The organism is Caballeronia sp. Lep1P3, assembly GCF_022879595.1.
GTDB lineage: Bacteria > Pseudomonadota > Gammaproteobacteria > Burkholderiales > Burkholderiaceae > Caballeronia.
This window is the reverse complement of sequence record NZ_CP084266.1, coordinates 19588-41851: the sequence shown is the minus strand read 5'-3', so window position 1 is coordinate 41851 and position 22264 is coordinate 19588. Positions and strand designations below refer to the sequence as shown.

The 22264-nt window shown below is 63.4% G+C and carries 18 protein-coding genes and 1 pseudogene; 4 read left to right on the top strand and 15 right to left on the bottom strand.

All coding sequences use genetic code 11. The features are described 5' to 3' along the window. Positions 1-85: 85 nt before the first annotated feature. Genes LDZ27_RS14745 through LDZ27_RS14710 form a run of 8 tightly spaced genes read right to left on the bottom strand, consistent with a single transcriptional unit; the run spans position 86 to position 10137 of the window. A complete protein-coding gene (locus LDZ27_RS14745) occupies positions 86-1285 on the bottom strand; it encodes a hybrid-cluster NAD(P)-dependent oxidoreductase (protein WP_244816740.1) in 1200 nt (399 codons plus the stop codon). Positions 1286-1315: 30 nt separating this feature from the next. Continuing rightward, positions 1316-2611: an SRPBCC family protein gene (locus LDZ27_RS14740; RefSeq protein WP_244816739.1), complete on the bottom strand. Its 1296-nt coding sequence runs from the start codon at positions 2609-2611 to the stop codon at positions 1316-1318. A 50-nt stretch (positions 2612-2661) separates the two neighbouring features. Beyond that, a complete protein-coding gene (locus LDZ27_RS14735; RefSeq protein WP_244816738.1) occupies positions 2662-3420 on the bottom strand; it encodes an electron transfer flavoprotein subunit beta/FixA family protein in 759 nt (252 codons plus the stop codon). Continuing rightward, positions 3417-4577 (bottom strand): electron transfer flavoprotein subunit alpha/FixB family protein, encoded by a 1161-nt coding sequence (locus LDZ27_RS14730; protein WP_244816737.1) that lies wholly within the window; start codon positions 4575-4577, stop codon positions 3417-3419. Before LDZ27_RS14730 ends, LDZ27_RS14735 begins: the two co-directional genes overlap by 4 nt. A 4-nt stretch (positions 4578-4581) precedes the next feature. Continuing rightward, positions 4582-6495, bottom strand: coding sequence for a (Fe-S)-binding protein (locus tag LDZ27_RS14725; RefSeq protein ID WP_244816736.1), 1914 nt, complete (start codon positions 6493-6495; stop codon positions 4582-4584). A 15-nt stretch (positions 6496-6510) separates the two neighbouring features. Beyond that, positions 6511-8574, bottom strand: coding sequence for an NADH:flavin oxidoreductase (locus tag LDZ27_RS14720; RefSeq protein ID WP_244816735.1), 2064 nt, complete (start codon positions 8572-8574; stop codon positions 6511-6513). Between the two features lie 31 nt (positions 8575-8605). Further along, positions 8606-9142: a DUF5943 domain-containing protein gene (locus LDZ27_RS14715; RefSeq protein WP_244816734.1), complete on the bottom strand. Its 537-nt coding sequence runs from the start codon at positions 9140-9142 to the stop codon at positions 8606-8608. Between the two features lie 23 nt (positions 9143-9165). Beyond that, positions 9166-10137: a dipeptidase gene (locus tag LDZ27_RS14710; protein WP_244816733.1), complete on the bottom strand. Its 972-nt coding sequence runs from the start codon at positions 10135-10137 to the stop codon at positions 9166-9168. 414 nt (positions 10138-10551) lie between these two features. Here LDZ27_RS14710 and LDZ27_RS14705 point away from each other — a divergent pair, with 414 nt between their 5' ends. Further along, positions 10552-11547, top strand: coding sequence for a GlxA family transcriptional regulator (locus LDZ27_RS14705; protein WP_244816732.1), 996 nt, complete (start codon positions 10552-10554; stop codon positions 11545-11547). A 12-nt stretch (positions 11548-11559) separates the two neighbouring features. On the opposite strand, the gene LDZ27_RS14700 is transcribed toward LDZ27_RS14705, so the two are convergent. From LDZ27_RS14700 to LDZ27_RS14675, 6 genes are read right to left on the bottom strand one after another with little or no spacing between them, the layout of a single operon-like run. Next, entirely contained in the window at positions 11560-12003 is a 444-nt protein-coding gene (locus LDZ27_RS14700; RefSeq protein WP_244816731.1) for a dihydroneopterin aldolase, read from the bottom strand. Continuing rightward, a complete protein-coding gene (locus tag LDZ27_RS14695; protein WP_244816730.1) occupies positions 12000-12659 on the bottom strand; it encodes a sarcosine oxidase subunit gamma in 660 nt (219 codons plus the stop codon). Before LDZ27_RS14695 ends, LDZ27_RS14700 begins: the two co-directional genes overlap by 4 nt. Further along, positions 12649-15651 (bottom strand): sarcosine oxidase subunit alpha family protein, encoded by a 3003-nt coding sequence (locus LDZ27_RS14690; protein WP_244816729.1) that lies wholly within the window; start codon positions 15649-15651, stop codon positions 12649-12651. Before LDZ27_RS14690 ends, LDZ27_RS14695 begins: the two co-directional genes overlap by 11 nt. Beyond that, positions 15648-15947, bottom strand: a complete 300-nt coding sequence (locus LDZ27_RS14685; RefSeq protein WP_244816728.1) for a sarcosine oxidase subunit delta — start codon at positions 15945-15947, stop codon at positions 15648-15650. The genes LDZ27_RS14690 and LDZ27_RS14685 overlap by 4 nt, the downstream gene beginning before the upstream one ends. A gap of 13 nt (positions 15948-15960) precedes the next feature. Continuing rightward, positions 15961-17205 (bottom strand): sarcosine oxidase subunit beta family protein, encoded by a 1245-nt coding sequence (locus tag LDZ27_RS14680; protein ID WP_244816727.1) that lies wholly within the window; start codon positions 17203-17205, stop codon positions 15961-15963. Positions 17206-17241: 36 nt separating this feature from the next. Next, positions 17242-18636 (bottom strand): L-serine ammonia-lyase, encoded by a 1395-nt coding sequence (locus LDZ27_RS14675; protein ID WP_244816726.1) that lies wholly within the window; start codon positions 18634-18636, stop codon positions 17242-17244. 288 nt (positions 18637-18924) lie between these two features. Between LDZ27_RS14675 and LDZ27_RS14670 the strand changes: the two genes are divergently transcribed. From LDZ27_RS14670 to LDZ27_RS14660, 3 genes and pseudogenes are all read left to right on the top strand, one after another. Next, the gene (locus LDZ27_RS14670) at positions 18925-19239 is read left to right on the top strand and encodes a hypothetical protein (protein ID WP_244816725.1); all 315 of its coding nucleotides are present in this window, start codon (positions 18925-18927) and stop codon (positions 19237-19239) included. 120 nt (positions 19240-19359) lie between these two features. Next, positions 19360-20448: a GlxA family transcriptional regulator gene (locus LDZ27_RS14665; RefSeq protein WP_244816724.1), complete on the top strand. Its 1089-nt coding sequence runs from the start codon at positions 19360-19362 to the stop codon at positions 20446-20448. 49 nt (positions 20449-20497) lie between these two features. After that, a pseudogene (locus tag LDZ27_RS14660) lies at positions 20498-21261 on the top strand (class II aldolase/adducin family protein). 4 nt (positions 21262-21265) lie between these two features. Here the strand turns inward: LDZ27_RS14660 and LDZ27_RS14655 are convergent. Next, complete coding sequence (locus LDZ27_RS14655) at positions 21266-22258, bottom strand: GlxA family transcriptional regulator (protein WP_244816723.1); 993 nt, start codon at positions 22256-22258, stop codon at positions 21266-21268. Positions 22259-22264: the final 6 nt, after the last annotated feature.

The window sequence follows — 22264 nt, the reverse complement described above, 5'->3', positions numbered from 1 at the left end:
CGGTGTGCGTCCAGAATCGCCAGCCAGAATTGCCGCGTAACGTGCATTTGCGACACGCAGTTGTCAGGAAACGACGCGGCGCGCGTCACTTATCCACGACGAGATCGCTCAACGGCTTGCTGCAACACAGCAGCACCATGCCCTGATCGATTTCGCGCTGACGTATGCCGCCCGCGTGCTTCATCGCCACTTCGCCGGAGACGAGCTTCACCTTGCACGTTCCGCACATGCCCTGCGTACACGACGACGCGAGGCGCACGCCCGCCTTCTTCGCCGCGTCGAGCACATGTTCGCCGCTGCCGCATTCGATTTCGCGCCGGCTTTTGGCGAACGTGACATTGAACGTGGTATCGACCGGCGCGGGTGACGGCGCGAAGCCGCTCGCTTTATCGCGAGCTTCGATCACATCGGCGTGCGTGGCGATGGCATCGGCGACATGCGCGGTCGTCAGTTGCGCGGCCACTTCCGCGATCGTTTCGAACGAGAAACTTTCCTCGTGATAATGCGTGCGGTCGAAGCCGCCTTCGTCGAGAAGATCGCGCACGGCCTTCATGTAAGGCGCTGGGCCGCACGTGAATATCTCGCGTTCGAGAAAATCGGGTGCGACGAGCCTGAGCAGCGGCAAGCTCAAAAAGCCCGTGATTCCAGGCCAGTTCGTGCGCGCGCCTGCGCGCTCGCATACGAACGACGTGCGGAAATGCGCGTGGTTCGATGCGATGAGATCGAGTTCGCGCGCGAAGATGATGTCGTCGGGCGTGCGGGCGCTATGCACGAACACGATATCGGCGTCGTCACCGAGTTCGTGATGCGCGCGGCTCATCGACATGAGCGGCGTAATGCCCGATCCCGCCGACAAGAACAGGAACTTGCGCGCCGGATGTCGCGCGCACGTAAAGTCCCCCGATGGCCCCAGCACGCGCACGCGCGATCCGGCCATCACGTTGTCATGCAGCCAGTTCGAGACCTTCCCGCCCGGCACGCGCTTGACCGTGATCGAAATGGTATGTGGGCGCGTTGGCGCCGACGAGATCGTGTAGCAGCGGTTGACGGGCTCGCCGTCGATCTCCAGTTCTAGCGTGATGAACTGCCCCGGTTCGAAGACGAACGCACGTTCGTCGGGCGCTCTGAAGAAAAAGCTCTTCACGTCATGCGTTTCCTGCCGGACGTGACAGCAGACGAGCGTATCGTCGATGTCGCTGTTCCAGCGCGCGGGCAATGCGCTCCAGAACCGCGGCTGGCTCACGCGGCTCGTCGCCGGCTCGAACGTGGCCTGATCGCGCATCATGTTCATTCTCCTGCCTCAGTGTTTTGCGCGTCAGCGCATGAACGAAACAACCTTCTCGCCGTGCGCGGGCGCGTCGCTGTCGGGCGTGTTCGCGTAGGCATCGAGACGCCCGATGTACCACTCCGAGAACTTCTCGACGAGGCCCTCCGTATAGGGCGAATACGGGCCCGGCTCATACGCGCTGCTGGTCGCGCCGAGGTGCGAATACTGGACGAGCGTGCTGTCCTGCGCGTTCGTCGCGCGCCATACGACCGTGAGATTGTCGACGTCGTAATCGACGCCTTCGCGCGCGTCCTTGTGCACGAGCCACTTCGTTCGCAAGAGCGTTTCGCCCGCCGAAAGCGGAATCACGCTGAACGTCACGATGTGATCGCTCATGAAGTGATGCCACGAATTCGGCTGCGTCCAGAACGAAAGGCCGCCGAGGTCCGCGCGCTCGAAGCCGCCGAGCAGCTTTCTCGACGCGACTTTCGCATCCAGCGTCTGCGACTCGCCGTCGCGATCGAGCGGCAGCCGTTGCGTGCGAAAGCCGGTGACGAGGTCGGAGAGACGTTCGATCTCGGCGGACGGCAGGTTCATCGCTTCCCATTGCTTCGCGTGTTCTTGCACCGTGCGTTCGAACGCGTCCATGCCCTCTTCGTTAGCGGGCGAGCGCTGATAACCAAAGCCGTATTCATAGAGGGATACAGTGAGTTCCGGATGGTTCGCGACGCAGTGATAACACTCGCGATTGTTCTCCATCGTGAGTTTCCAGTTGCCCTTCTCGACAATGTCGATGCTCGCCGCAACCTTGCAGTCCCTGATTCCATGAGGCAGCAGATACGGCTCCATGGCGGCGCGCATGACGGCGAAATCGGCGGGCGGTTCATCGGCGAGACAGATGAAGATGAGTCCCGCGAGACTTTCGACGTGCACCTTCTTCAGGCTGTGCTTGCAGCGGTCGAACTGGTCGCCCATATGCTCGGCGAATAACAGGTCGCCGTCGAGGTTGTACGTCCAGCTGTGATACGGGCACACGATGTTGCCGAGCGAGCCTTTCTCGTTGTTGCACAGCCGCGCGCCACGATGACGGCACACGTTATGGAACGCGCGAATTTGCATGTCGTCGTCGCGCACGATCAGAATCGAATCGTGGCCGATTTCGACTGTCGTGTAGTCGCCCGGCTCCGGCACGTCCGGCTCGACGGCGACATGAATCCAGTGCCGCGCGAAGATCGCATCGAGATCGAGCGCATGAATTTCCTCGCTCGTATAGAAAGGCGCTTCGAGCGTGTAGCCCTTTTTGCGGCGTTCGATCATTGCGCGAACGTCTGCCGAAACTTTCATCGTGTGCACCTCATGAGCGCGGAGTGTGGCGTCGATACGGGCGGTAGAAATCAGTAATCCACGAGTCGATGCTCGCGCAAATACGCCAGTATCACTTGTGCTTTTTCGACTGAACTCCCTTCAATTACGACGCTTCCGCCGCGGCTTTCCGTCGTCGTCGCACAGAGCATGCGCGCGTGGCCCGAGCGCTTCTCGGGTGCGGCGAGCCGTTTGGGTCTCGCGGTCACGGGGCCGAGCGTCCATGCGCTTCGTTCGCTGTCGGCAGGCGCGCTTGCCGCAACGGGCGCGACGCGCCCCTCGCGCATGCGCGCATACGCGAAACGCGGCGCGGCATTCGCAAGCGGATGCACCGCGACGAGCGCGGGCAGCGACACGCGCACGCGCCTTCGCAAGCCCTTCGGCATGAACTGCCGCACTTCGAGGCCATCGCTCTTCACGTCGATGTCGACAGCCGAGCCGACGAGCGCAATGTTCAACGCATCGGCGATCCTGTACGGCAGCGTGCCGCTGTCGAATGCGCCTTCCGCGCGCGTGCCGGTCATCACGAGGTCGTAGCCCGCGATGCGCCCGGCAAGCGCCGCACATGCATCGCCTTCGGTGTTGAGCACTTCGACGCGCGTCGCGCCGAGCGCGAGATATTCCGCGAGCGCCGGACTCGCGGGATCGCCCGCGTGCAGCACGTCGAGTTGCGCGCCGTGCTGCCTAGCGATATCGAGCGCGATGCACAGCGCCGCCGCATCGTTGCGGCTGTAACGCGCGGTGCCGCTCACCGGGTGACGTCCCACGGAAACGAGTACGGCGATCTTCATGCGAGCGCTCCTTCCGACAGCGCTTTCTCGACAATCGACGCACCGTTCGCACGCGATGCGCGCGCGGCGGCGGCCGCATCGGTCAGCGCCTTGATGGTCTCTTGCGTATCCGCGACGACGGTGAGATTCGCGCGCTTCGCAATCGGCGCGCTCGCGTCGAGATTCACTGCAATGACGTGACGGCAATCCTTGATGCCCTGCAAGTGCTGCACCGCGCCCGATATGCCGAACGCGATCACCACGCTTGCTCCGACCGTCTTGCCCGTCGCGCCGATCTGCTTGTCGCGCGTGAACCTGCCGTCGTCCACGGCGACGCGGCTCGCGCCGATCGCGGCGCCGAGCGTAGTCGCGAGCGCTTCGAACGCGGGAATATCGGTGACGCCATTGCCCGCCGATACGATGAAGTCCGCTTCTTCGAGCGCGACTTGCGCGGCGTCCATTTCCTCGATGCCGAGATCGGCATACGCGCTTCCCATCGATGCCGGCACGATGCCTTCGCTCTTCACGCGCTCCCCGCCGCCGACGAAAGGCAGCTTCGCATCCACGGCGTTCGGCGCGAGCAGAATCACATCGGGCAACGCGCGCGATGCCCACGCACGGCCCGCGTCCGCATACGAAGCGACATGCGTTGCCTCGAGTTCGACAACGTGCGTCGCGATGCTCGCATCGGCGCGCGCCGCGTAGCGCCGGCCGAGATCGCCGTCGCCGGACGCGTTGTCGGGCATGAAGATATGCGCGGGCGCGAACGCCGCGACGCAAGCCGAGAGCGCGATGAGTTCTTCGTCGGGTGCGTAGCGGCGTGCATCGAACGCGTCCAGTTCGATATAGCGGTCCGCACCGAGCGATGCCGCGTCGTCGCTCAAGGCGCCGAAGGCGAGCAGCGCGACTTCGGTCTCCTCGTCCGCAAGCAGTGCGGCGGCGGCCAGCGCCTGACGCGCGTGATCGTCGAGCGCGCCGCGATCCGTGTGCGCCGCGACGAGCAACGTGCGACGCGCAAGTCTAGTCGTGCGGCGAGGCTTCGCTTCGAGTTGATGCACGGCATGCGCGAAGTCCATTACTACGCCATTGCCTATTTCACCGAGCGTAATGCGTTTGAGCCCTTGCGCCGTCACGATGAACGGCCGACGAGGATCGATACGTCTGATGTCGTGGGTCATCGTGTCACTCCAGCGCGGCTGCAACGAGTTCGGCGATGTCCAGCACTTCGGGACGCTGACCGACGACGCCTTCGAGCATCGCCGTGCATTGCGGGCATCCCACGGCGACGACGTCCGCACCGACCGACTTCGCATCCGCGATGCGTATGTCGGGAATGCGCTCTTTGCCGGGAATGTCGGTCAAGGGCGCACCGCCACCGCCGCCACAGCAACGCGCACGCATGCCATGACGCTCCATCTCGATCACCTCGATGCCGATCGTCTTCAGCATCTTGCGCGGCGCTTCTGTTTCGCCGTTGTATCGGCCGAGATAGCAGGGATCGTGATACGTGATCTTTCTTTGCGCGAACGCGGCGGCGGCCTTCGGTGCGAGCTTGCCGTTCGCGACGAGTTCGGCCATGAACGCGGTGTGATGCTGCACCTCGTAGAAGCCGCCGAGCGCGCGATATTCGTTGCGCAGGCTATGCAGCACATGCGGGTCCGTCGTCACGATGCGCGTGAACGTGTATTGCGAAAGCGTCTGTATGAGCCTCGCCGCGCACTGCTGGAACGTGGCTTCGTCGCCGAGGCGTCGCGCGGTGTCGCCCGTATCGGTTTCCACGCCGCCGAGCACAGCGTAATCGACGCCCGCCTTGTTCAGCACCTTCACGAATGCGCGCAGCGTGCGTTGATAGCGCATGTCGAACGCGCCTTCGCCCGCGATCAACAGCACGTCTACATGACGGCCCGGCTGCGCGAGCTGCACTTGCAGGTCCACGGACCAGTCGTAACGCGCAGCGATGTCGTAGCCGTTCATGCTGCCGGTCTCACGCAGATTCGCAAGCGTGAGCGGACCTTTGCCCGGCACCGCGCCTTCCACGAGCGTCTGGTTGCGCCGCATATCGACGATGGCATCGACATGCTCGATCAGCATCGGGCACTCTTCAACGCAAGCGCGGCACGTGGTGCACGACCAGATGGTGTCGGCTTCGATCATGCTCGCGATGAGCGGCTTGTCAGGCGCGCCCGCATGTTTGCCGACCCGGATGCCCGGCGTGGGACTGCCCGCATAAGCCGCGTCCGTGCCGCCGACCATGCCGGTCACGAGATCCTGAATCAGCTTCTTCGGGTTGAGCGGTTGCCCCGATGCGAACGCGGGGCACGCCGCTTCGCACTTGCCGCATTGCACGCACGCATCGAAGCTCAACAACTGATTCCAGCGAAACTCGACGGGCTTGCCGACGCCGTATTCCTTCGCGTCGAGAACCGGCTGCTTGAGCGCGGTGGGCGGCACGACATCATGTTCACGATCCGGCTTGAAACGCTCCTGGCGCGGATGAAACGCGAGATGAAGGAGACCGGCCATCGCGTGCTTCATGGGGCCGCCGCGCGCCGCGCCAAAGGTCATCGTGTACGCGCCCGCCGCAATCATCAACGCGACGACGATCGCGAGCGCGCCCGACATCCACGATGCGGGCAGCAGCATGAAGAGCGCAAGGCCGAGCGCGAACGAGCCGAGCAACAGAGGCAAGCTGTCCCACGGTCCGCGCGAAAGACGTGCGGGCACTTCCTTCGCACCGTGCCGGCGCCGATACACGAACGCCGCGCCGACGAGCATCACGAGCGCCGCGAGGAAGATCAGCTTGTCGATCCACGGCGAGTAGAGCGCGAGACCGTAGTTCAGAAAGACGAGCGCCATCGCGAGGATCGCGCCGCCAGCGGTCGCAACGTGCGTCTTCGCGATATACGGATCGCGCGCGACGACGTGATGCAGGTCCACGAAATAGCGCTTCGGAATGGTTAGCAGATTGCCCCATCCATACGCGCCCGCAGCCGTCGCGCGTCCGACGCGCCAGTATGCGGCGCGCTTCATGATCGCGAAGGCGAGACCCGCGACCGAAATCCACAACAAGAGAGTGATGACAAACACGGGGTTCATCGTGCAATGCCCTCGTCAAAAGTCCTTGCAAAGACGCAGCGCGTCGTAGATTGCGCCGTGGATGTTGTGCATCGAGATGCAGTCGCCCACGCGAAAAAGCAGGAAGCGTCCATTGCCGAGCTCCTCGCTCAGGCACGGCTGCGCCTCTGCCGCGAAAAGCGTGTGAACGTCCACTTGCCCGCGATTGATCGACTCGGGCTTCAGCTTCCAGTAGAGCGCATCGTTAGGTGTACTGCCATGTTCGATCACCACCTGATCCACCGCGCGCTCTTCCTGCTCTTCGGTGTACTCGTTGCGCAGCACGGCGATCTTTTTGCCGTTCTCCTCGTACACCTTGTCGAGCCAGTAGTTCGGCGTATGAACGACGCCGTGCGCATACAGACGCCGATAAAAGATGGGGAACGTGGTGCCCCCGACGTCGTCGGCGACCTTCACGTCAGGCGTCACGATCTCGACGTTCGATCCACGCGACGCGATGTAGTCCGCGACGCCAGCGCCTGCATGCGTGCTCACGCCGTCATAGACGAGCACGTTCTTGCGCGGCTCGACCTTGCCCGAGAGCACGTCCCATGCACTCACGGCAAGTCCATCGTCGACGCCCCACGCAGGCACCTGATGCGTGAACGCGGAGCCGCCCGTCGCGAGCACGACGATGTCCGGCTTCTCCGCCATGATCGTTCTGTCGTCGGCGGCCACACCGAGACGGCGATCCACGCCGAGGCGCTTCGTTTCCATATCGAACCAGCGAACGATGCCCGCCATCTGCTCGCGTTGCGGCGCCTTCGCGGCCAGCATGATCTGCCCGCCGACATACTCGTTCTTCTCGAAGAGCACGACGTCATGACCGCGCGATCTCGCCACGCGCGCCGCTTCCAGCCCCGCCGGTCCCGCGCCCACGACCACGACGCGGCGCTTCTGCCCACGCGTCTTTTCGATGACATGCGGCATCGTCGCTTCACGCGATGTCGCCGCGTTCTGCACGCACAACACGTCGAGCCCGCTGTACTGACGGTCGATGCAATAGTTCGCGCCGACGCATTGCTTGATCTCGTCCTCGCGGCCATCGCGAATCTTGATGACCATGTGCGGGTCCGCTATCTGCGCGCGCGTCATGCCGACGAGATCGACCATGCCGTTGGCAAGCAGACGCTCCGCTTGCCCCGCATCGCGAATGCTCTGCGCATGCATGATCGGCAGCTTGACGACCGACTTGATGCCCGCCGCGAGATGCACGAAAGGCTCGGGCGGCAACGCCATCGGCGGCATGCAGTTGGCGAGCGTGTTATGCGTATCCGCGCCCGAGCCGATCACGCCGATGTAATCGATGAGGCCCGTCTCCGCCATCGCGTGCGCGATCTCTTTCAGTTGCTCGTGATCGAGGCCGTCTTCATGGAACTCGTCGCCGCACATGCGCAAGCCCACGCAAAAATCAGCGCCGACCGCTTCGCGCACGGCCTTCAGCACTTCAGTGCCGAACCGCAGGCGGTTCGCAAGCGAGCCGCCCCATTCATCGGCGCGAAAGTTCGTGCGCGGACTCCAGAACTGATCGATGAGATGCTGATGCGCTGCTGAAATCTCGATGCCGTCCATGCCCGCGTCCTTCACGCGCCTGGCGGCCGCTGCGAAGTCCCCGATGATGCGCCGAATCTCTTCGACTTCGATGATCTTCGCGTTGCCGCGATGCACCGGCTCACGCACGCCGGACGGCGTCATCAGGTGCGGCCAGTTCTCGCCATGCCACGCCGAGCGGCGGCCCATATGCGTCGCCTGGATCATGATTTTCGCGCCATGACGATGCATCGCTTCGGCGAGACGCGCGAGCGGATCGATCACCTTGTCGGTGGAGAGATTCACCGACTTCCACCAGCCTTGCGGACTATCGATGGAGACGGGGCTCGATCCGCCGCATATGGCGAGGCCCACGCCGCCCTTCGCCTTTTCTTCGTAATAGCGAACGTAGCGGTCGCCCGGCAAGCCGCCCGGCTCCGCATACACCTCCGCATGCGCCGTGCTGACGATGCGATTGCGCAAGGTCAGCGTGTTCAGCGTGAGCGGCTTGAAAAGGTTCGGGTAACGCATTGCGGTCGGCCTCGGGATGAATTGACGCGAACTACGCTACAAGCGGCGATACCTCGAATATGCAGCACGTACAGCCTTCGGCGGCGCATTGCGATTCGCGCGAGCGCGAACGTGGTCCCGTCGTCGCGTGATCGCCGGATGCGTCGTTCACCCAGTCCATCGCGCCCGCGAACCATCCCGCGAACATGTAGCAGAGCTTGCCCGCCTTGCCCGGCTGCGCGAGCACGAACGACGAGTGATGCAACTGAATGCGCGCATGCGACGTGGACGGGTCGGCCTCGACGATGTGGAAGAGGCCCCATCCGCGCTGCGAAAGACGCGTGAGATAGTGCTCGAACACGGCCATGCCGTTAATGCCGTGCTGCTTCGCTTCTTTCTCGCACCAGTGATAAGCGGACTTGTAGCCCGCTTTGTAGAGAATCTCGGCATAGGCGTCGCGGCCGAGCGCTTCTTCGACGGCGACATGATTGTTCGTGAAGAAATGACGCGGCACGTAGAGCATCGGCAGCGCGTCGGTGGTCCAGACGCCGGTTTGCGGATCGACGTCGATAGGCAGTTGCGGTTGCATCGCGGGTTCCTGTTGTTTTAGGTTCAGACGTCCCAGACCTCACCGAATACGCGCAGCCAGTTTTCGCCCATCACCTTCCTGATGCGCGGCTCGCTCCAGCCTGCGCGCTGCATCGCGGCGGTCAGGTTCGGGAACTCGCCAATCGTTCGGATTCCTTCGGGATTCACGACCTTGCCGAAGTCCGTCAACCGGCGATAACGTCCCTTGTCGTGCGTGATCCAGTCGAAGAACTCGGTGCTGTAGCCTTGCGTAAAGTCCGTGCCGATGCCCACGCAATCTTCCCCGACGACATCGATCACATAGTCGATGGCTTCGAGATAATCCTCGACGGTCGCGTCCGGGCCGCGCTTCAGAAACGGCGCGAACATCGTCACGCCGACGAAGCCGTTTGCTTCGACGATCTCCCTCAGTTGCTCGTCGGTCTTGTTACGCGGATGCTCCTTCAACCCCGAAGGACAGCAATGCGAGTACGTGACGGGTTTCTTCGAGCATGCGATGGCATCGGACGAAGTCTTGGCGCCGACATGCGAGAGATCGACGAGTATGCCGACGCGGTTCATCTCCTGAATCACTTCGCGGCCATAGCCGGAGAGACCGCCGTCGGCTTCGTAGCATCCCGTGCCGACGAGATTTTGCGTGTTGTAGCAAAGCTGGACGACGTTCACGCCGAGTTCCTTGAACACCTCGATATAGCCGAGGTTGTCCTCGAACGCATACGAATTCTGGAAGCCGAAGATGATGCCGGTCTTGTTCTCCTTCTTCGCGCGAAGAATGTCGCCGGTCGTGCGCACGAGCGTGAGAATCTCGCCGTATTCGCGAATCTGCTGCTTCATGTGCGCGATGTTGTCGACGGTCTTCTGAAAGTCTTCCCAAACCGAGACCGTGCAGTTCACCGCGGTCACGCCGCCCTTGCGCATGTCTTCGAACACGGAGCGCTCGAACTTCGAGATGTTCAGCCCGTCGATGATGATGCTGTTGTCGTGCAGAGTGCTCATCGCTTGTTGCTCCGTGTTTGTCAGTGAATGGGGAGCGTTTTATCGGCCCATTCGACGTCTGGTGAGTGATGACGGCGACTTTCCGTTGCGTCTATTCTTGACGTTCCCTCTTCCGGCCGATTTACGAATTCAGACGCGTTCTTGGCCTTTTCCGACATGCGCGTCCTTTTTCGACAAGCGGCCTGGCGGCATTCGGTGTAGTGCGTTGCGACGAAGCCGCGCTGCACTGCGGCGGAACGGTCGTGCGCATTCGCAGTGCTTCGCGCTTTGGCTTAAACGCCGCCTTAGTGCGCGCCCGATCATGCGCTCAGGGTTTCGCCCGATGGCATGCTAGTTGCCTTGGAAATCAGAATGCAACGTGGCGCAACGCCGAAACGGACGGCGTCAACAATGGATTCCAAGGAATCGCTCCCCATGTCTCCCGATCGCACAGCGTCGCTGTCGCACTTCGCCTTCATGCCGCTTCCCAACTTCACGATGATGGCGTTCACCAACGCCATCGAAGTGCTTCGGATGGCGAACTATCTGTCGGGTCAGCCGTTGTATCGATGGTCTGTGGTGAGTCCGGAAGGCGGGCCGGTCGCGGCGAGCAACGGGCTATCCGTCGATACGGGACCGATCGAATGTCTCGGCCGGCCCGACATCGTGTTCGTGGTTGGCGGTATCGACGTGCAACGCGCGACCGCGCCCGCGCATCTGTCGGCCTTGCGCCGTTTCGCGCGCATGGGCAGCGTGCTCGGCAGTCTTTGCACCGGCACGTATGCGCTCGCGCGTGCGGGTCTGCTGGCAGGCTACGCATGCGCGATTCACTGGGAGAACATGTCGGCGCTCAAGGAAGAGTTCCCGGACACGCGCTTTCTCAAGGAGCTTTTCGTGATCGACCGGGATCGCGTGACGTGCACGGGCGGCGTCGCGCCGCTCGACATGATGCTCAATCTGATCGCCGCGCGCGTCGGCATGGCGCGCGTCACCCAGATCGCGGAACAGTTCGTCGTCGAGCATGTGCGGGATACGAGCGCACAGCAGCGCATGCCGCTTGTCGCACGGCTCGGATCGGCCAACAAGTCCCTGTTCGAAGTCATCTCGCTGATGGAGAACAACATCGAAGAGCCTTTGTCGCGCGAAGAGCTTGCGCGGCTCGCCGGCATGTCGCAAAGACAATTGCAACGGCTCTTTCGAGAACATCTCGGCATGACGCCGACGCATTACTATCTGACGCTGCGATTGCGGCGCGCGCGTGAACTGCTATTGCAGACGGACATGTCGATCATGCACATCACGATGGCGTGCGGCTTTCAATCCGCGTGTCATTTCTCGAAGAGCTATCGCGACGCCTTCGGTACGGCGCCGACACGCGAACGCCGAAAGCACACGCCATCGTTGACGCCCGTTCCGGCGATGGTGGCCTGACGACGCTGCGTCTCATGGCTCGTGCTTCATACCCTCGCGCACCGCTGAACGCGCGCGCCATGCATCGTAGTCGGCGCGCCGCCAGTCGAGTTCCAGCGCGAGCCTGCGCGCGTTATCGCGAATCTTCGGCTTGTGCAGGGTCAACGTGAGCGCATCGAGCGCGGGCCATTCATCGAAGGACAACGCGGCGATCTCCGCGGCAAGCGTTTCGAGCAGGCGCGTATGCGGCTTCTTCCGCAAATACGCGGTAATGCGATTGCACCACGCTTCGTAGTCGAGGAAGCCGTCGCGCGATTCGTCCGGCATTCCGTGATAACGCAGACTCGCATCGATGCAAACGGGCTGCGGCGCATGATGCTCATGCTCGTACAGGCCGACGCGCGTCCCGACGACCAACTCATCGACGACGACGCGCCAGCCCTGACCGCTCACGTCGAAAGGCTCGAAAGGCTTCACGACAAGAGCGGCTCGGCTGCATCGAGCATGATCTTCACGAAATAATCCGCGAAGCTGCGACGCACGATGATCTCGAAGCGATCGCCGCCAAGCGGCACGAGCGTGATCGATGCCTTGAAGTAGTGGCTCTGCGCGCACTGCCCCACGCCGAACGCTTTCCGATGCAGATCGAGCGGGCAGCCGCGCGCAAGCACATCGCGCGTGCGCGGACCGTCGATGTCGAGCACCGTGTACCCGCTGCCGATATCCACCGCCGACGCGAACGTACCCGCGTCCGCGAATGCATCGCGCAGCTTCGCTTCCATCGGCGCGGCGCGCGATGCGTCGTGCGCGGCCTCGGATTGCAGAAGCCATTCGTCGGGGCCGAGCCACAGCATCGTGTAGCCATTGCCCTTCGCAACAGTGTTCGGCTGCGCGGGCGGCGCACAGCCGGTCACGCTTTGCAGCGCGCGCACGAAGGCCGCGTCGCGCGCATCGCCGCGCACGTTCACGAGCTCCAGGAACGGGCGCTCGCTCAGACGAAACGCCTTGAACGCGCCGGCCTGATGCGCCTTGACGAGCGCATCCGCGCCCACGAGCGGCGACTCCTGCCACACGCCCTGCCCGACTGTCACGCGATCGACGACGGTCGCGGAACGCTTGATCTCATTCAACATGCTGACGTGCTCCTTCGCTGTCATAGAACACCGAACTCGTGATTTTTGCGCTGATCTGCTTGCCGCCCGCGAGCGGAATCGTGACCGATTCGCCGATCTTTTCCAGACCGCCCTTCACGACGGCCAATGCAATCGAGCGCTTCAAAACAGGGCTGAAATAGCTCGACGTGACGTGACCGAGCATCGGCGCGGTGTCGCCCTGGAAGGGGCCGGCCACGATCTGCGCGCCTTCCGGAATGACGAAGGACGCATCGTCGGACAAGAGGCCCACGAGCTGCTTGCGTCCCGTCTTCGATGTATCAGAGCGAGCAAGTGAGCGCTTGCCGATGAAGTCCTTCGACTTCGCGACCAGCCCGCCCATGCCGAGATCGTAGGGCGTCATCGAGCCATCCGTATCCTGTCCGACGATGATGTAGCCCTTCTCCGCGCGCAACACGTGCATCGTTTCCGTGCCGTATGGCGTGATGTCGAACTCCGCGCCGGCTTCCATCAGCGCTTCCCACACGGCGCGGCCCACGTTCGCGGGCACGTTCACTTCATAGGCCAGCTCGCCGGAGAAGCTGATCCGCATGACGCGCGCCGATGCGCCCGCAACCGTGCCATCGCGATAGCTCATGAACGGGAACGCCGCGTTCGCAAAGTCGATGTCGCGGCACACCTTCTGCAGCACCTTGCGGCTGTTGGGGCCGACGACCGCGAAGGTCGCCCAATGGTCCGTCACCGATGCGAGCCGCACGCGCATGTCGGGCCATTCGGTTTGCAGCCAGCGTTCGAGCCACGTCAGCACGCGCGCGGCGCCGCCCGTGGTCGTCGTCATCATGTAGTGATGTTCGGCGAGGCGCACGGTCACGCCATCGTCGAAGATCATGCCGTTTTCATCGAGCATGAGACCGTAGCGGCACTTGCCCACTTCGAGCTTGCTCCACGGATTCGTATAGACCCAGTTGAGCAGCTTGGCCGCGTCAGGCCCCTGAATGTCGATCTTGCCGAGCGTCGATGCATCGAGAATGCCGACGCTCTCACGCACTGCCAGCGATTCGCGCGCAACCGCCGCGTGCATGTCCTCGTTGCCGCGCGGGTAGTACCACGGCCGCTTCCAGTTGCCGACATCCTCGAACAGTGCGCCGTTCTGGACGTGCCATTCGTGAATCGCGGTCTTGCGCACCGGATCGAGGAATTCGCCGAGTTCGCGGCCCGCGAACGTGCCGAACGTAACGGGCGTGTAGTTGGGGCGAAACGTCGTCGTGCCGGTTTCGGGAATGGTCTTGCCGAGCGCGTGCGCAAGAATCGCCATGCCGTTGATGTTGCCGAGCTTGCCCTGATCGGTGCCGAAGCCCATCGCCGTATAACGCTTGACGTGCTCGACCGATTCGAAGCCTTCTCGCGCGGCGAGATAGATATCGGCGGCGGAAACGTCGTTCTGGAAATCGACGAACTGCTTGGGGCCGCGCGTCGCCATCTCCTTGTTGCCGACGATCCACAGCGGCATCAACGGCGCTTCGACGATCTCCGCGACCTGCACAGGCTCTGCTCGCGCGACGATGCAGCCTGCCGCACGCGCGGCTTCCGCGCCCGCATCGAACCCGAAGCGGATGCCGCGTGCGAGCGCGAACTCGCCCGCGCATGCGCCGACACTGCTTTCGGCCTGCATCGCCTTGCCGGGCACGAAGCACGCCTTCTCGTCGTGCCAGTGCGCCTTGCCGCCCGATTGCGCGAAGAGATGCAGCACAGGACTCCAGCCGCCCGACATCGCGACGAGATCGCACGGCAGATCGGCCTGTTTTGCGCCGACCTGACCGTTCGCATACGCAGCCACTTCCACCGACGACACGCGCAGCTTGCCATGCGCCGCCGTGACGACCGCGTTGTTCAGCACGCGCACGCCATAGCGTCGCGCGGTTGCGGGCAGCGTGCCCTTGGATTCCATCGGGCGCGGATCGACGACCGTCACTTGCGCGCCCGCTGCCTTCAGGTCGAGCGCGCATTGATACGCGTCGTCGTTGTTCGTGAAGACAACGGCATTGCGCCCCGGCAGCACCGCATAGCGATGCAGATACGTCGATACCGCCGATGCCAGCATCACGCCCGGCAGATCGTTGTTGCCGAACACGATGGGACGCTCGTGCGCGCCCGTCGCGAGCACGACGCGCTTCGCACGCACCTTCCACATGAGTTCGCGCGTGCCCTTGCGCAGCGAAACGGGCAGATGGTCCGTCAGACGCTGCGTCACGGTGACGAGGTTGTGGTCCTGATAGCCGAACGCCGTGCTGCGCGAAAGTATCTTCACGTCGGGCATATTTCTCAGTTCGGCTTCGATTTTTTGCACCCATTGCAGCGCGGGCTTGCCGTCGATCTGCGCGCCGCACGACAAGAGCGAGCCGCCGAGTTCCGGCTGATCGTCGACGAGCATCACGCGCGCGCCCGACAAACCCGCTGCATACGCAGCAGCGAGACCCGAAGGGCCGCCGCCGACCACGAGCACATCGCAATGCGCGAAGCACTTGTCGTAGCGATCGGCGTCGCGTTCGTCGGGCGCCTTGCCGAGACCGGCCGCATCGCGGATCACTTCTTCGTACTTCGGCCACAACTTGCGCGGCCACATGAACGTCTTGTAGTAGAAGCCCGCGGGAATGAAGCGCGCGAACTTCTGGTTGATCGCCATGCGATCGCGCTCGATGTCGGGCTTCGCATTCACGCTCGTCGCGACGAGGCCCTGATACAGCTCGACTTCGGTTGCGCGCGCGTTCGGCACCGTATAAGCGCCCGTTTCGAGTTGCACGACGGCATTCGGCTCTTCTACGCCCGCCGTCACGATGCCGCGCGGCCGGTGATATTTCCAGCTACGCGCGACGAAATGCTGGCCGTTCGCGAGCAGCGCGGACGCGAGCGTGTCGCCCTGATAGCCCTCGAACGTCTTGCCGTTGAACGTGAACGTCAGCGCGATGGCGCGATTGATGCGCCCGCCCATGCCGAGTCGGTCTTTCTGGCTCATTTCGCCGTGCCTCCGTTGTTGTCCATCGCAGCCAGCGGACGGTCGAACGTCTCGTAGCCCTGAATCTCGTATGTCACCGTGTCGCGCTGAACCTTGAACCAGCGGCGGCAGCCTTGCGCATGCATCCATTGCTCGCGATGCACGCCGCGCGGGTTTCTTCGCATGAAGAGGTAATCGCCCCATTCCTTGTCGGTGAGCTTGTCGGTATCGAGCGGACGCGCGATATCCGCTTCGCCGCCGCAGGAAAATTCGGTTTCGGCGCGCGGTCCGCACCACGGACATTCGATCATCAACATAGTTCGGACTCCTTTAGTGCGCAACGGCTGCCGCGCCGTGTTCGTCGATCAAGTGGCCGGTATAGAAACGATCCAGCGAGAACGGCGCATTCAGCGCATGCGGTTCGTCGTTCGCGATGGTATGCGCATACGCCCATCCCGATCCCGGCGTCGCCTTGAAGCCGCCCGTGCCCCAGCCGCAATTGAAATAGAGGCCCTTCACGTCCGTCTTGCTGATGATCGGACACGCATCCGGCGACACATCGACGATGCCGCCCCACTGCCGGTTCATGCGCACGCGCGAAAACACCGGGAACATTTCGACGATCGCTTCCAGCGTGCCTTCGATGATGTGAAAACTTCCGCGTTGCCCGAAGCCCGTGTACTGATCGACGCCCGCGCCGATCACGAGATCGCCCTTGTCGGACTGGCTGATGTACGCATGCACCGCGTTCGACATCACGACCGTGTTGACCACCGGCTTGATCGGCTCGGACACGAGCGCCTGCAACGGATGGCTCTCGAGCGGCAGGCGCACGCCGGCCATGTCCGCGAGCGTCGTCGTGTTGCCCGCCGCGACAATCGCGACCTTCTTTGCCTTGATATGGCCTTTGGTCGTATCCACGCCGGTCACGCGATTGCCGTCGCGCCGGATGCCCACGACCTGACAGTTCTGGATGATGTCGACGCCCGCGCGATCCGCGCCGCGCGCGTAGCCCCACGCGACCGCATCGTGACGCGCGACGCCGCCGCGACGCTGTATCGACGCGCCCAGCACCGGATAGCGGCTATTCAAGTTGATGGTCGGCTCGATTTCCTTGATTTGCGCGGGCGTGAGGAACTCGGCATCGACGCCATTGAGACGGTTCGCGTTCACGCGGCGCTCGGTGTCGCGCACGTCCTGCAGCGTATGCGCGAGGTTCATCACGCCGCGCTGACTGAACATCACGTTGTAGTTGAGGTCCTGCGAGAGGCCTTCCCAGAGCTTCATCGCCTTCTCGTAGAGCGCGGCGGATTCATCCCACAGATAGTTCGATCGAACGATGGTCGTATTGCGCGCCGTGTTGCCGCCGCCGATCCAGCCTTTCTCCAGAATCGCGACGTTCGTGATGCCGTGTTCCTTCGCGAGGTAATACGCCGTGGCGAGCCCATGCCCGCCGCCGCCGACGATCACCACGTCGTACTCGCGCTTGGGCTCGGGACTGCGCCACTGACGCTCCCAGTTCTCGTGATACGACATGCCGTTGCGCAGCAGGCTGAATATCGAATAGCGGGTCATGGTGTTTCCTTCATGCGTGTTATGCGTTGAATCGAATCAGCACTCGATGACGTTCACGGCAAGCCCGCCGCGCGACGTCTCCTTATATTTCGTCTTCATGTCCGCGCCGGTTTCGCGCATCGTCTTGATGACTGAATCGAGCGACACGTAATGCTTGCCGTCGCCCTTCATCGCCATGCGCGCGGCGTTGATCGCCTTGATCGCGCCCATTGCGTTGCGCTCGATGCACGGAATCTGCACGAGTCCGCCGACCGGGTCGCACGTCATGCCGAGGTTGTGTTCCATGCCTATTTCAGCGGCGTTTTCCACTTGCTCGGGCGTGCCGCCCATGACAGCCGCGAGCGCGGCGGCGGCCATCGAGCACGCGACGCCGACTTCGCCCTGACAGCCCACTTCCGCGCCGGAGATGGAAGCCGTCTCCTTGTAGATGATGCCGATGGCCGCAGCCGTCAGAAGAAAGCGCACGATGCCTTCGTCGTTCGCGCCGTGCATGAACTTCACGTAGTAATGGAGCACGGCGGGTATGACGCCCGCCGCGCCATTCGTCGGCGCAGTCACCACGCGGCCGCCCGATGCGTTCTCCTCGTTGACGGCCATCGCGTAGAGATTCACCCAGTCGAGCATCGACAGCGGATCGCGCAGCGATTCCTCGGAACGCGCGCGCAGTTGCGCGCAGAGGTCCGCGGCGCGGCGCTTGACGTGCATCGGGCCGGGCAGCTCGCCGCGCTCCTTGCAGCCGCGCTCGACGCACGCGGCCATCACGCGCCACACGGCGAGCAGGCCTTCGCGCACGTCGTGCTCGCTGCGATTCGCGCATTCGTTCTTCATCGCGACATCGGCGATAGACAGACCTGTCTCCCGGCACACGCGCATGAGATCGTCGCCGGTGCGAAACGGATACGGCACGTTCGCACCCGCGCGCACGCCGTTGACGCGGTCGCCTTCGCGGTTCACGACGAAGCCGCCGCCGACCGAGTAATACTCTTTTTCGACGAGCAACTGGCCGTGTTCGTCGAACGCCTGAAAGCGCATGCCGTTCGGATGCACGATGCTCGATCCCGGCGCGCCCGGCATCAGCTTGCGATAGAAGCCGATGTGCTCGCGCTCGTCGAACGCGACGGCGTGCTTGCCGAGCAGCATGAGGCGCCGCGTCTCGCGAATCGCGGCAAGACGGGGCGCGATCACGTCCGGATCGATGAGATCGGGCAGATTGCCTTCGAGACCGAGCAGCACGGCCTTGTCCGTGCCGTGGCCCTTGCCGGTCGCGCCGAGCGAGCCGAACAGCTCCGAGCGCACGCGCGTGACGAAGCCGAGCAGATTCGCGTCCTCGATATGCGACGCGAAACGGCACGCCGCGATCATCGGCCCGACCGTATGCGAGCTGGAAGGACCGATGCCGATCTTGAACAGATCGAAGACGCTGACGTTCATGGGGTGCCCTCAGGTTGGCGGTTCGCTTCGTCGCCGGGCGCACGCCCGACTCGACATGGCCTCAATTGCACCAAACCGCAAATCCGGCTGATAGAACAAAAACGGCATCGAAATGGGATGGCGGCGTCAGCGCCGCAATGGCGCGTCGGCGTGTCGTCGGATTAAGCGATTTTTGAGATTGGTCCGAGAGGCTGCGAATGAGCGTCTCGGTATATTCCCTAGGTCTTGAGATGCCGCCTTCACTGGCGTCTCGTCTTCAATCTCCCCGTTCAATTCGCATCTGCAACCATGGAAAGTCACGCCCTTCCCGATCAGTTCTTCAAGTCCTGGGTTTTCGCGTTCGTCGTCGGCGCCACTGTGGTCGGCGTGCTTCAGGCCATCGGCGTCGTTGCGCCCGAGCGCGTGCTGACGCGCGAAGCGCCGCTGTGGGGCGCACTCGTGGTCGTGTGCTCCATCGGCCCGGTGCTGCGCTACTTCGGTCTGTTGAAAGCTGAAGTCGAGCAACGCTGGGGCGATTACACCGTCGCAAGTCTGCTCGGCCGTTCGACTGGCGCGCTGATCGGCGGCGTCTTTGCGTGGGGCTTCGCCGTCCTCGGCGGCTGATTTTCCTCTTCGCCCCGCGCCGCTCGCGCGCGGCGCTTCCCCTGTCTGACCATGCGCCCGGGGCTTGCACCCGGTGTTATGCTCGCTGCATCGATCCCACGCCGCAGCACGCTCACGCGCATGAGTTCCACCGAGTCTCTTCCGCCGCTTTCCGTCGACGGCCACGCGAAGTCGCGCATTCGTTTCGGCATCGTGCTGTTGCCGAACTTCACGCTGACCGCGTTTTCCGGCTTCGTCGACTTGCTGCGCCTGTCCGCCGACGAAGGCGACTTCAGCCGCCCGGTGCGCTGCTCGTGGAGCGTGATCGGCGAAACGCTCGCGCCGGTGCGCGCGAGCTGCGGCATCCAGATCACGCCGTGGGAAACGTTCGATGAGGCCGAGCCGTTCAATTACGTCGTCGTGGTCGGCGGCCTGCTGCATTCCGGTGCATCCGCGAGCGATGCCACGCTGCGCTTCATCCGCCGCGCCGCCGCTTGCGAAGCGACGATCGTCGGCATGTGCACCGGCGTCTTCACGCTGATGCGCGCGGGCGTGCTCGAAGGGCATCGCGTCTGCGTAAGCTGGTTCCACTACTGGGATTTCGTCGAGCGCTTCCCGCATGCCGACGAGCAATTGCTCGTCGCGGACCGGCTCTTCGTGATCGACCGAAGGCGCATTACGTGTTCGGGCGGTCGCGCATCCATCGACGTGGCCGCCGCCATTTTGCTGCGTCACTTCGAAACGGCGACGGTGCAGAAGGCGCTGCGCATTCTTCTCGTCGACGACATGCAAAAGGGCAACGCGCCGCAGCCGCATCCGCCGGGCCTCGCGCCCGCGACGCATCCCAAGGTCAAGCGCGCGATCCTGCTGATGGAGCAGCACGTTGGCCGCACGCTCACGCTGGATGAACTCGCGCACAAGCTCGATCTTTCCACGCGGCAGCTCGAACGGCTTTTCAAGGCGGAAACGGGCAAGGCGCCGCAGGCGTATGCGAAACAGGTGCGGCTGCGCACGGCCGCGTGGCTGCTCACGAGTTCCGACAAGACCGTGGCCGACATTGCATCGAGCTGCGGCTTTTCCGATGCATCGCATCTTGGCCGCGAATTTCGCAAGCAATTCGGCCTTCCGCCGATGATGTATCGCGAGCAACGCGGTGCGCAGGACGCTCACGAACCGAATCACGCAATGGACTACGACGAGACTTTCCCCGGCCGCGCGCAGGCGATCTAGACATCAGGCAAGAGCGTTTTCCGCGGCTTTCCACTCGAGGAGCAACGGCATGCAGACTCACGGTTATTCGCAGGAAGAATGGGCGCTGCGCTGCGATCTCGCGGCGCTCTACCGCGTGATGGCGCACTTTCGCTGGACCGACATGATCTTCACGCACATCAGCGCGCGCGTGCCGGGGCCGGAGCATCACTTTCTCATCAACCGATACGGCGTGCTCTTCGACGAGATGCGCGCTTCCGACCTCGTTCGCATCGACAGCGAAGGGCGCGCGGTCGATGCGCGCGCCGCCGACGATGCCGAGCGGTATCGCGTGAATCCAGCGGGCTTCACGATTCATTCGGCCATTCACATGGCGCGGCCCGATGTCGTCTGCGTCGTGCATACGCATACGCCCGCGGGCGCCGCCGTGTCCGCGCAGAAGCAGGGCCTCTTGCCGATCAGCCAGCACGCGCTGAAGTACTACGGGCACATCGGCTATCACGATTACGAGGGCATCGCGCTGGATCTCGCTGAGCGTGATCGGCTCGTCAACGATCTCGGTCCGCATAACGCGATGATCCTGCGCAATCACGGCCTGCTCGCATGCGGCAAGTCGATTCCGACCGCGTTTCAGGAAATGTACTTCCTCGAACGGCGTGCGAGATTCAGCTTCGCGCGCTCGCGGGCGGCGGCGAACTGAATCTGCCATCCGCGAAAGTGTGCGAAACAACGGCCGCGCAGTATCGCAGCGATGAGATCGAAGGCGTGACCGCGCTGCAATGGCAAGCCGCGTTGCGCATGATCGAAGGCGGCAAGACGGACTATCGAAGCTGACGCGTCACGCGGAAAGACGTCGCTCCGCGCTCGGCGCATGACCGAATTGCGCGCGATACGCCTTGCTGAAATGGCAGGGCGAATGAAAACCGCAGACGCTCGTTACGCGCGCAATCGACGCATCGGTGTTGCGCAGGAGATCGCGCGCGCGTCGCAGGCGCAGCGTCAGGTAGTAATGCGTCGGCGATACGCTCAGGAACATCTTGAACATGCGCTGCAAATGTCGTTGCGAAAGATGAACGAGCCGCGCGAGTTCGTCGAGCGAAAGCGGCTCTTCGATATTCGCCTCCATCAGCCGCACGACTTCGACGAGTTCGGCACGCGAGAAGCCGACGCGCGCATCGACCGGAATGTGCTGGTAATCGGACGATCCGCGTATGCGCTCGACGATGAACTGCTCCGACACTTGCGCGGCATGTGCTTGCCCGAGCCTCAGGCTCACGAGGTTCAGCATGAGATCGAGCGGCGCGGTGCCGCCCGTGCACGTCACGCGGTCGCGGTCGATCACGAAGAGTTCGTCGGCGAAGCGCACATGCGGAAAGCGCTTGTTGAGCGGCGACATGTCTTCCCAGTGCACCGTGCAGCGATAACCGTCGAGCAGCTTCGCGGCGAGCAGCGCGTAGGCGCCGGTGCAGATGCCGCCGAGCGGAACGCCTGCCGCATGCACGCGCTCGAGCAGCGCGATAACGGCGTCGTCCACCTGATCGGCGACGTGCCAGCCCGCGCAGACGATGAGCACATCGGGCATGCCGGCTTCGTCGAGCGTCGTCGTCGGCTTCACGGCAATGCCGTTGCTCGCGCGCGCGGGCGCGCCGTCCGTCGTGATAACCGACCACCGGTAATGTTCCGCGCGACCGACGTAGTTCGCCATGCGCAGCACTTCGACCGCGCTCGTGAACGCGATCATCGAAAAGTTGGGCAGCGTCAGAAAGCCGAAATGCGCGAGCTTCGCGAGCGGCGAATCCGTGACGGCCGCAACGATCGCATCGCGCATCATGACCGC

Excerpts from the sequence above, each read along its gene's own strand:
- LDZ27_RS14655 (WP_244816723.1), bottom strand. The coding sequence starts at position 22,258 with ATGATGCGCGATGCGATCGTTGCGGCCGTCACGGATTCGCCGCTCGCG.
- LDZ27_RS14705 (WP_244816732.1), top strand. The coding sequence starts at position 10,552 with ATGTCTCCCGATCGCACAGCGTCGCTGTCGCACTTCGCCTTCATGCCG.
- LDZ27_RS14670 (WP_244816725.1), top strand. The coding sequence starts at position 18,925 with ATGGAAAGTCACGCCCTTCCCGATCAGTTCTTCAAGTCCTGGGTTTTC.
- LDZ27_RS14745 (WP_244816740.1), bottom strand. The coding sequence starts at position 1,285 with ATGATGCGCGATCAGGCCACGTTCGAGCCGGCGACGAGCCGCGTGAGC.
- LDZ27_RS14740 (WP_244816739.1), bottom strand. The coding sequence starts at position 2,611 with ATGAAAGTTTCGGCAGACGTTCGCGCAATGATCGAACGCCGCAAAAAG.
- LDZ27_RS14730 (WP_244816737.1), bottom strand. The coding sequence starts at position 4,577 with ATGACCCACGACATCAGACGTATCGATCCTCGTCGGCCGTTCATCGTG.
- LDZ27_RS14735 (WP_244816738.1), bottom strand. The coding sequence starts at position 3,420 with ATGAAGATCGCCGTACTCGTTTCCGTGGGACGTCACCCGGTGAGCGGC.
- LDZ27_RS14695 (WP_244816730.1), bottom strand. The coding sequence starts at position 12,659 with ATGTTGAATGAGATCAAGCGTTCCGCGACCGTCGTCGATCGCGTGACA.
- LDZ27_RS14725 (WP_244816736.1), bottom strand. The coding sequence starts at position 6,495 with ATGAACCCCGTGTTTGTCATCACTCTCTTGTTGTGGATTTCGGTCGCG.
- LDZ27_RS14715 (WP_244816734.1), bottom strand. The coding sequence starts at position 9,142 with ATGCAACCGCAACTGCCTATCGACGTCGATCCGCAAACCGGCGTCTGG.
- LDZ27_RS14720 (WP_244816735.1), bottom strand. The coding sequence starts at position 8,574 with ATGCGTTACCCGAACCTTTTCAAGCCGCTCACGCTGAACACGCTGACC.
- LDZ27_RS14690 (WP_244816729.1), bottom strand. The coding sequence starts at position 15,651 with ATGAGCCAGAAAGACCGACTCGGCATGGGCGGGCGCATCAATCGCGCC.
- LDZ27_RS14710 (WP_244816733.1), bottom strand. The coding sequence starts at position 10,137 with ATGAGCACTCTGCACGACAACAGCATCATCATCGACGGGCTGAACATC.
- LDZ27_RS14685 (WP_244816728.1), bottom strand. The coding sequence starts at position 15,947 with ATGTTGATGATCGAATGTCCGTGGTGCGGACCGCGCGCCGAAACCGAA.
- LDZ27_RS14665 (WP_244816724.1), top strand. The coding sequence starts at position 19,360 with ATGAGTTCCACCGAGTCTCTTCCGCCGCTTTCCGTCGACGGCCACGCG.
- LDZ27_RS14675 (WP_244816726.1), bottom strand. The coding sequence starts at position 18,636 with ATGAACGTCAGCGTCTTCGATCTGTTCAAGATCGGCATCGGTCCTTCC.
- LDZ27_RS14680 (WP_244816727.1), bottom strand. The coding sequence starts at position 17,205 with ATGACCCGCTATTCGATATTCAGCCTGCTGCGCAACGGCATGTCGTAT.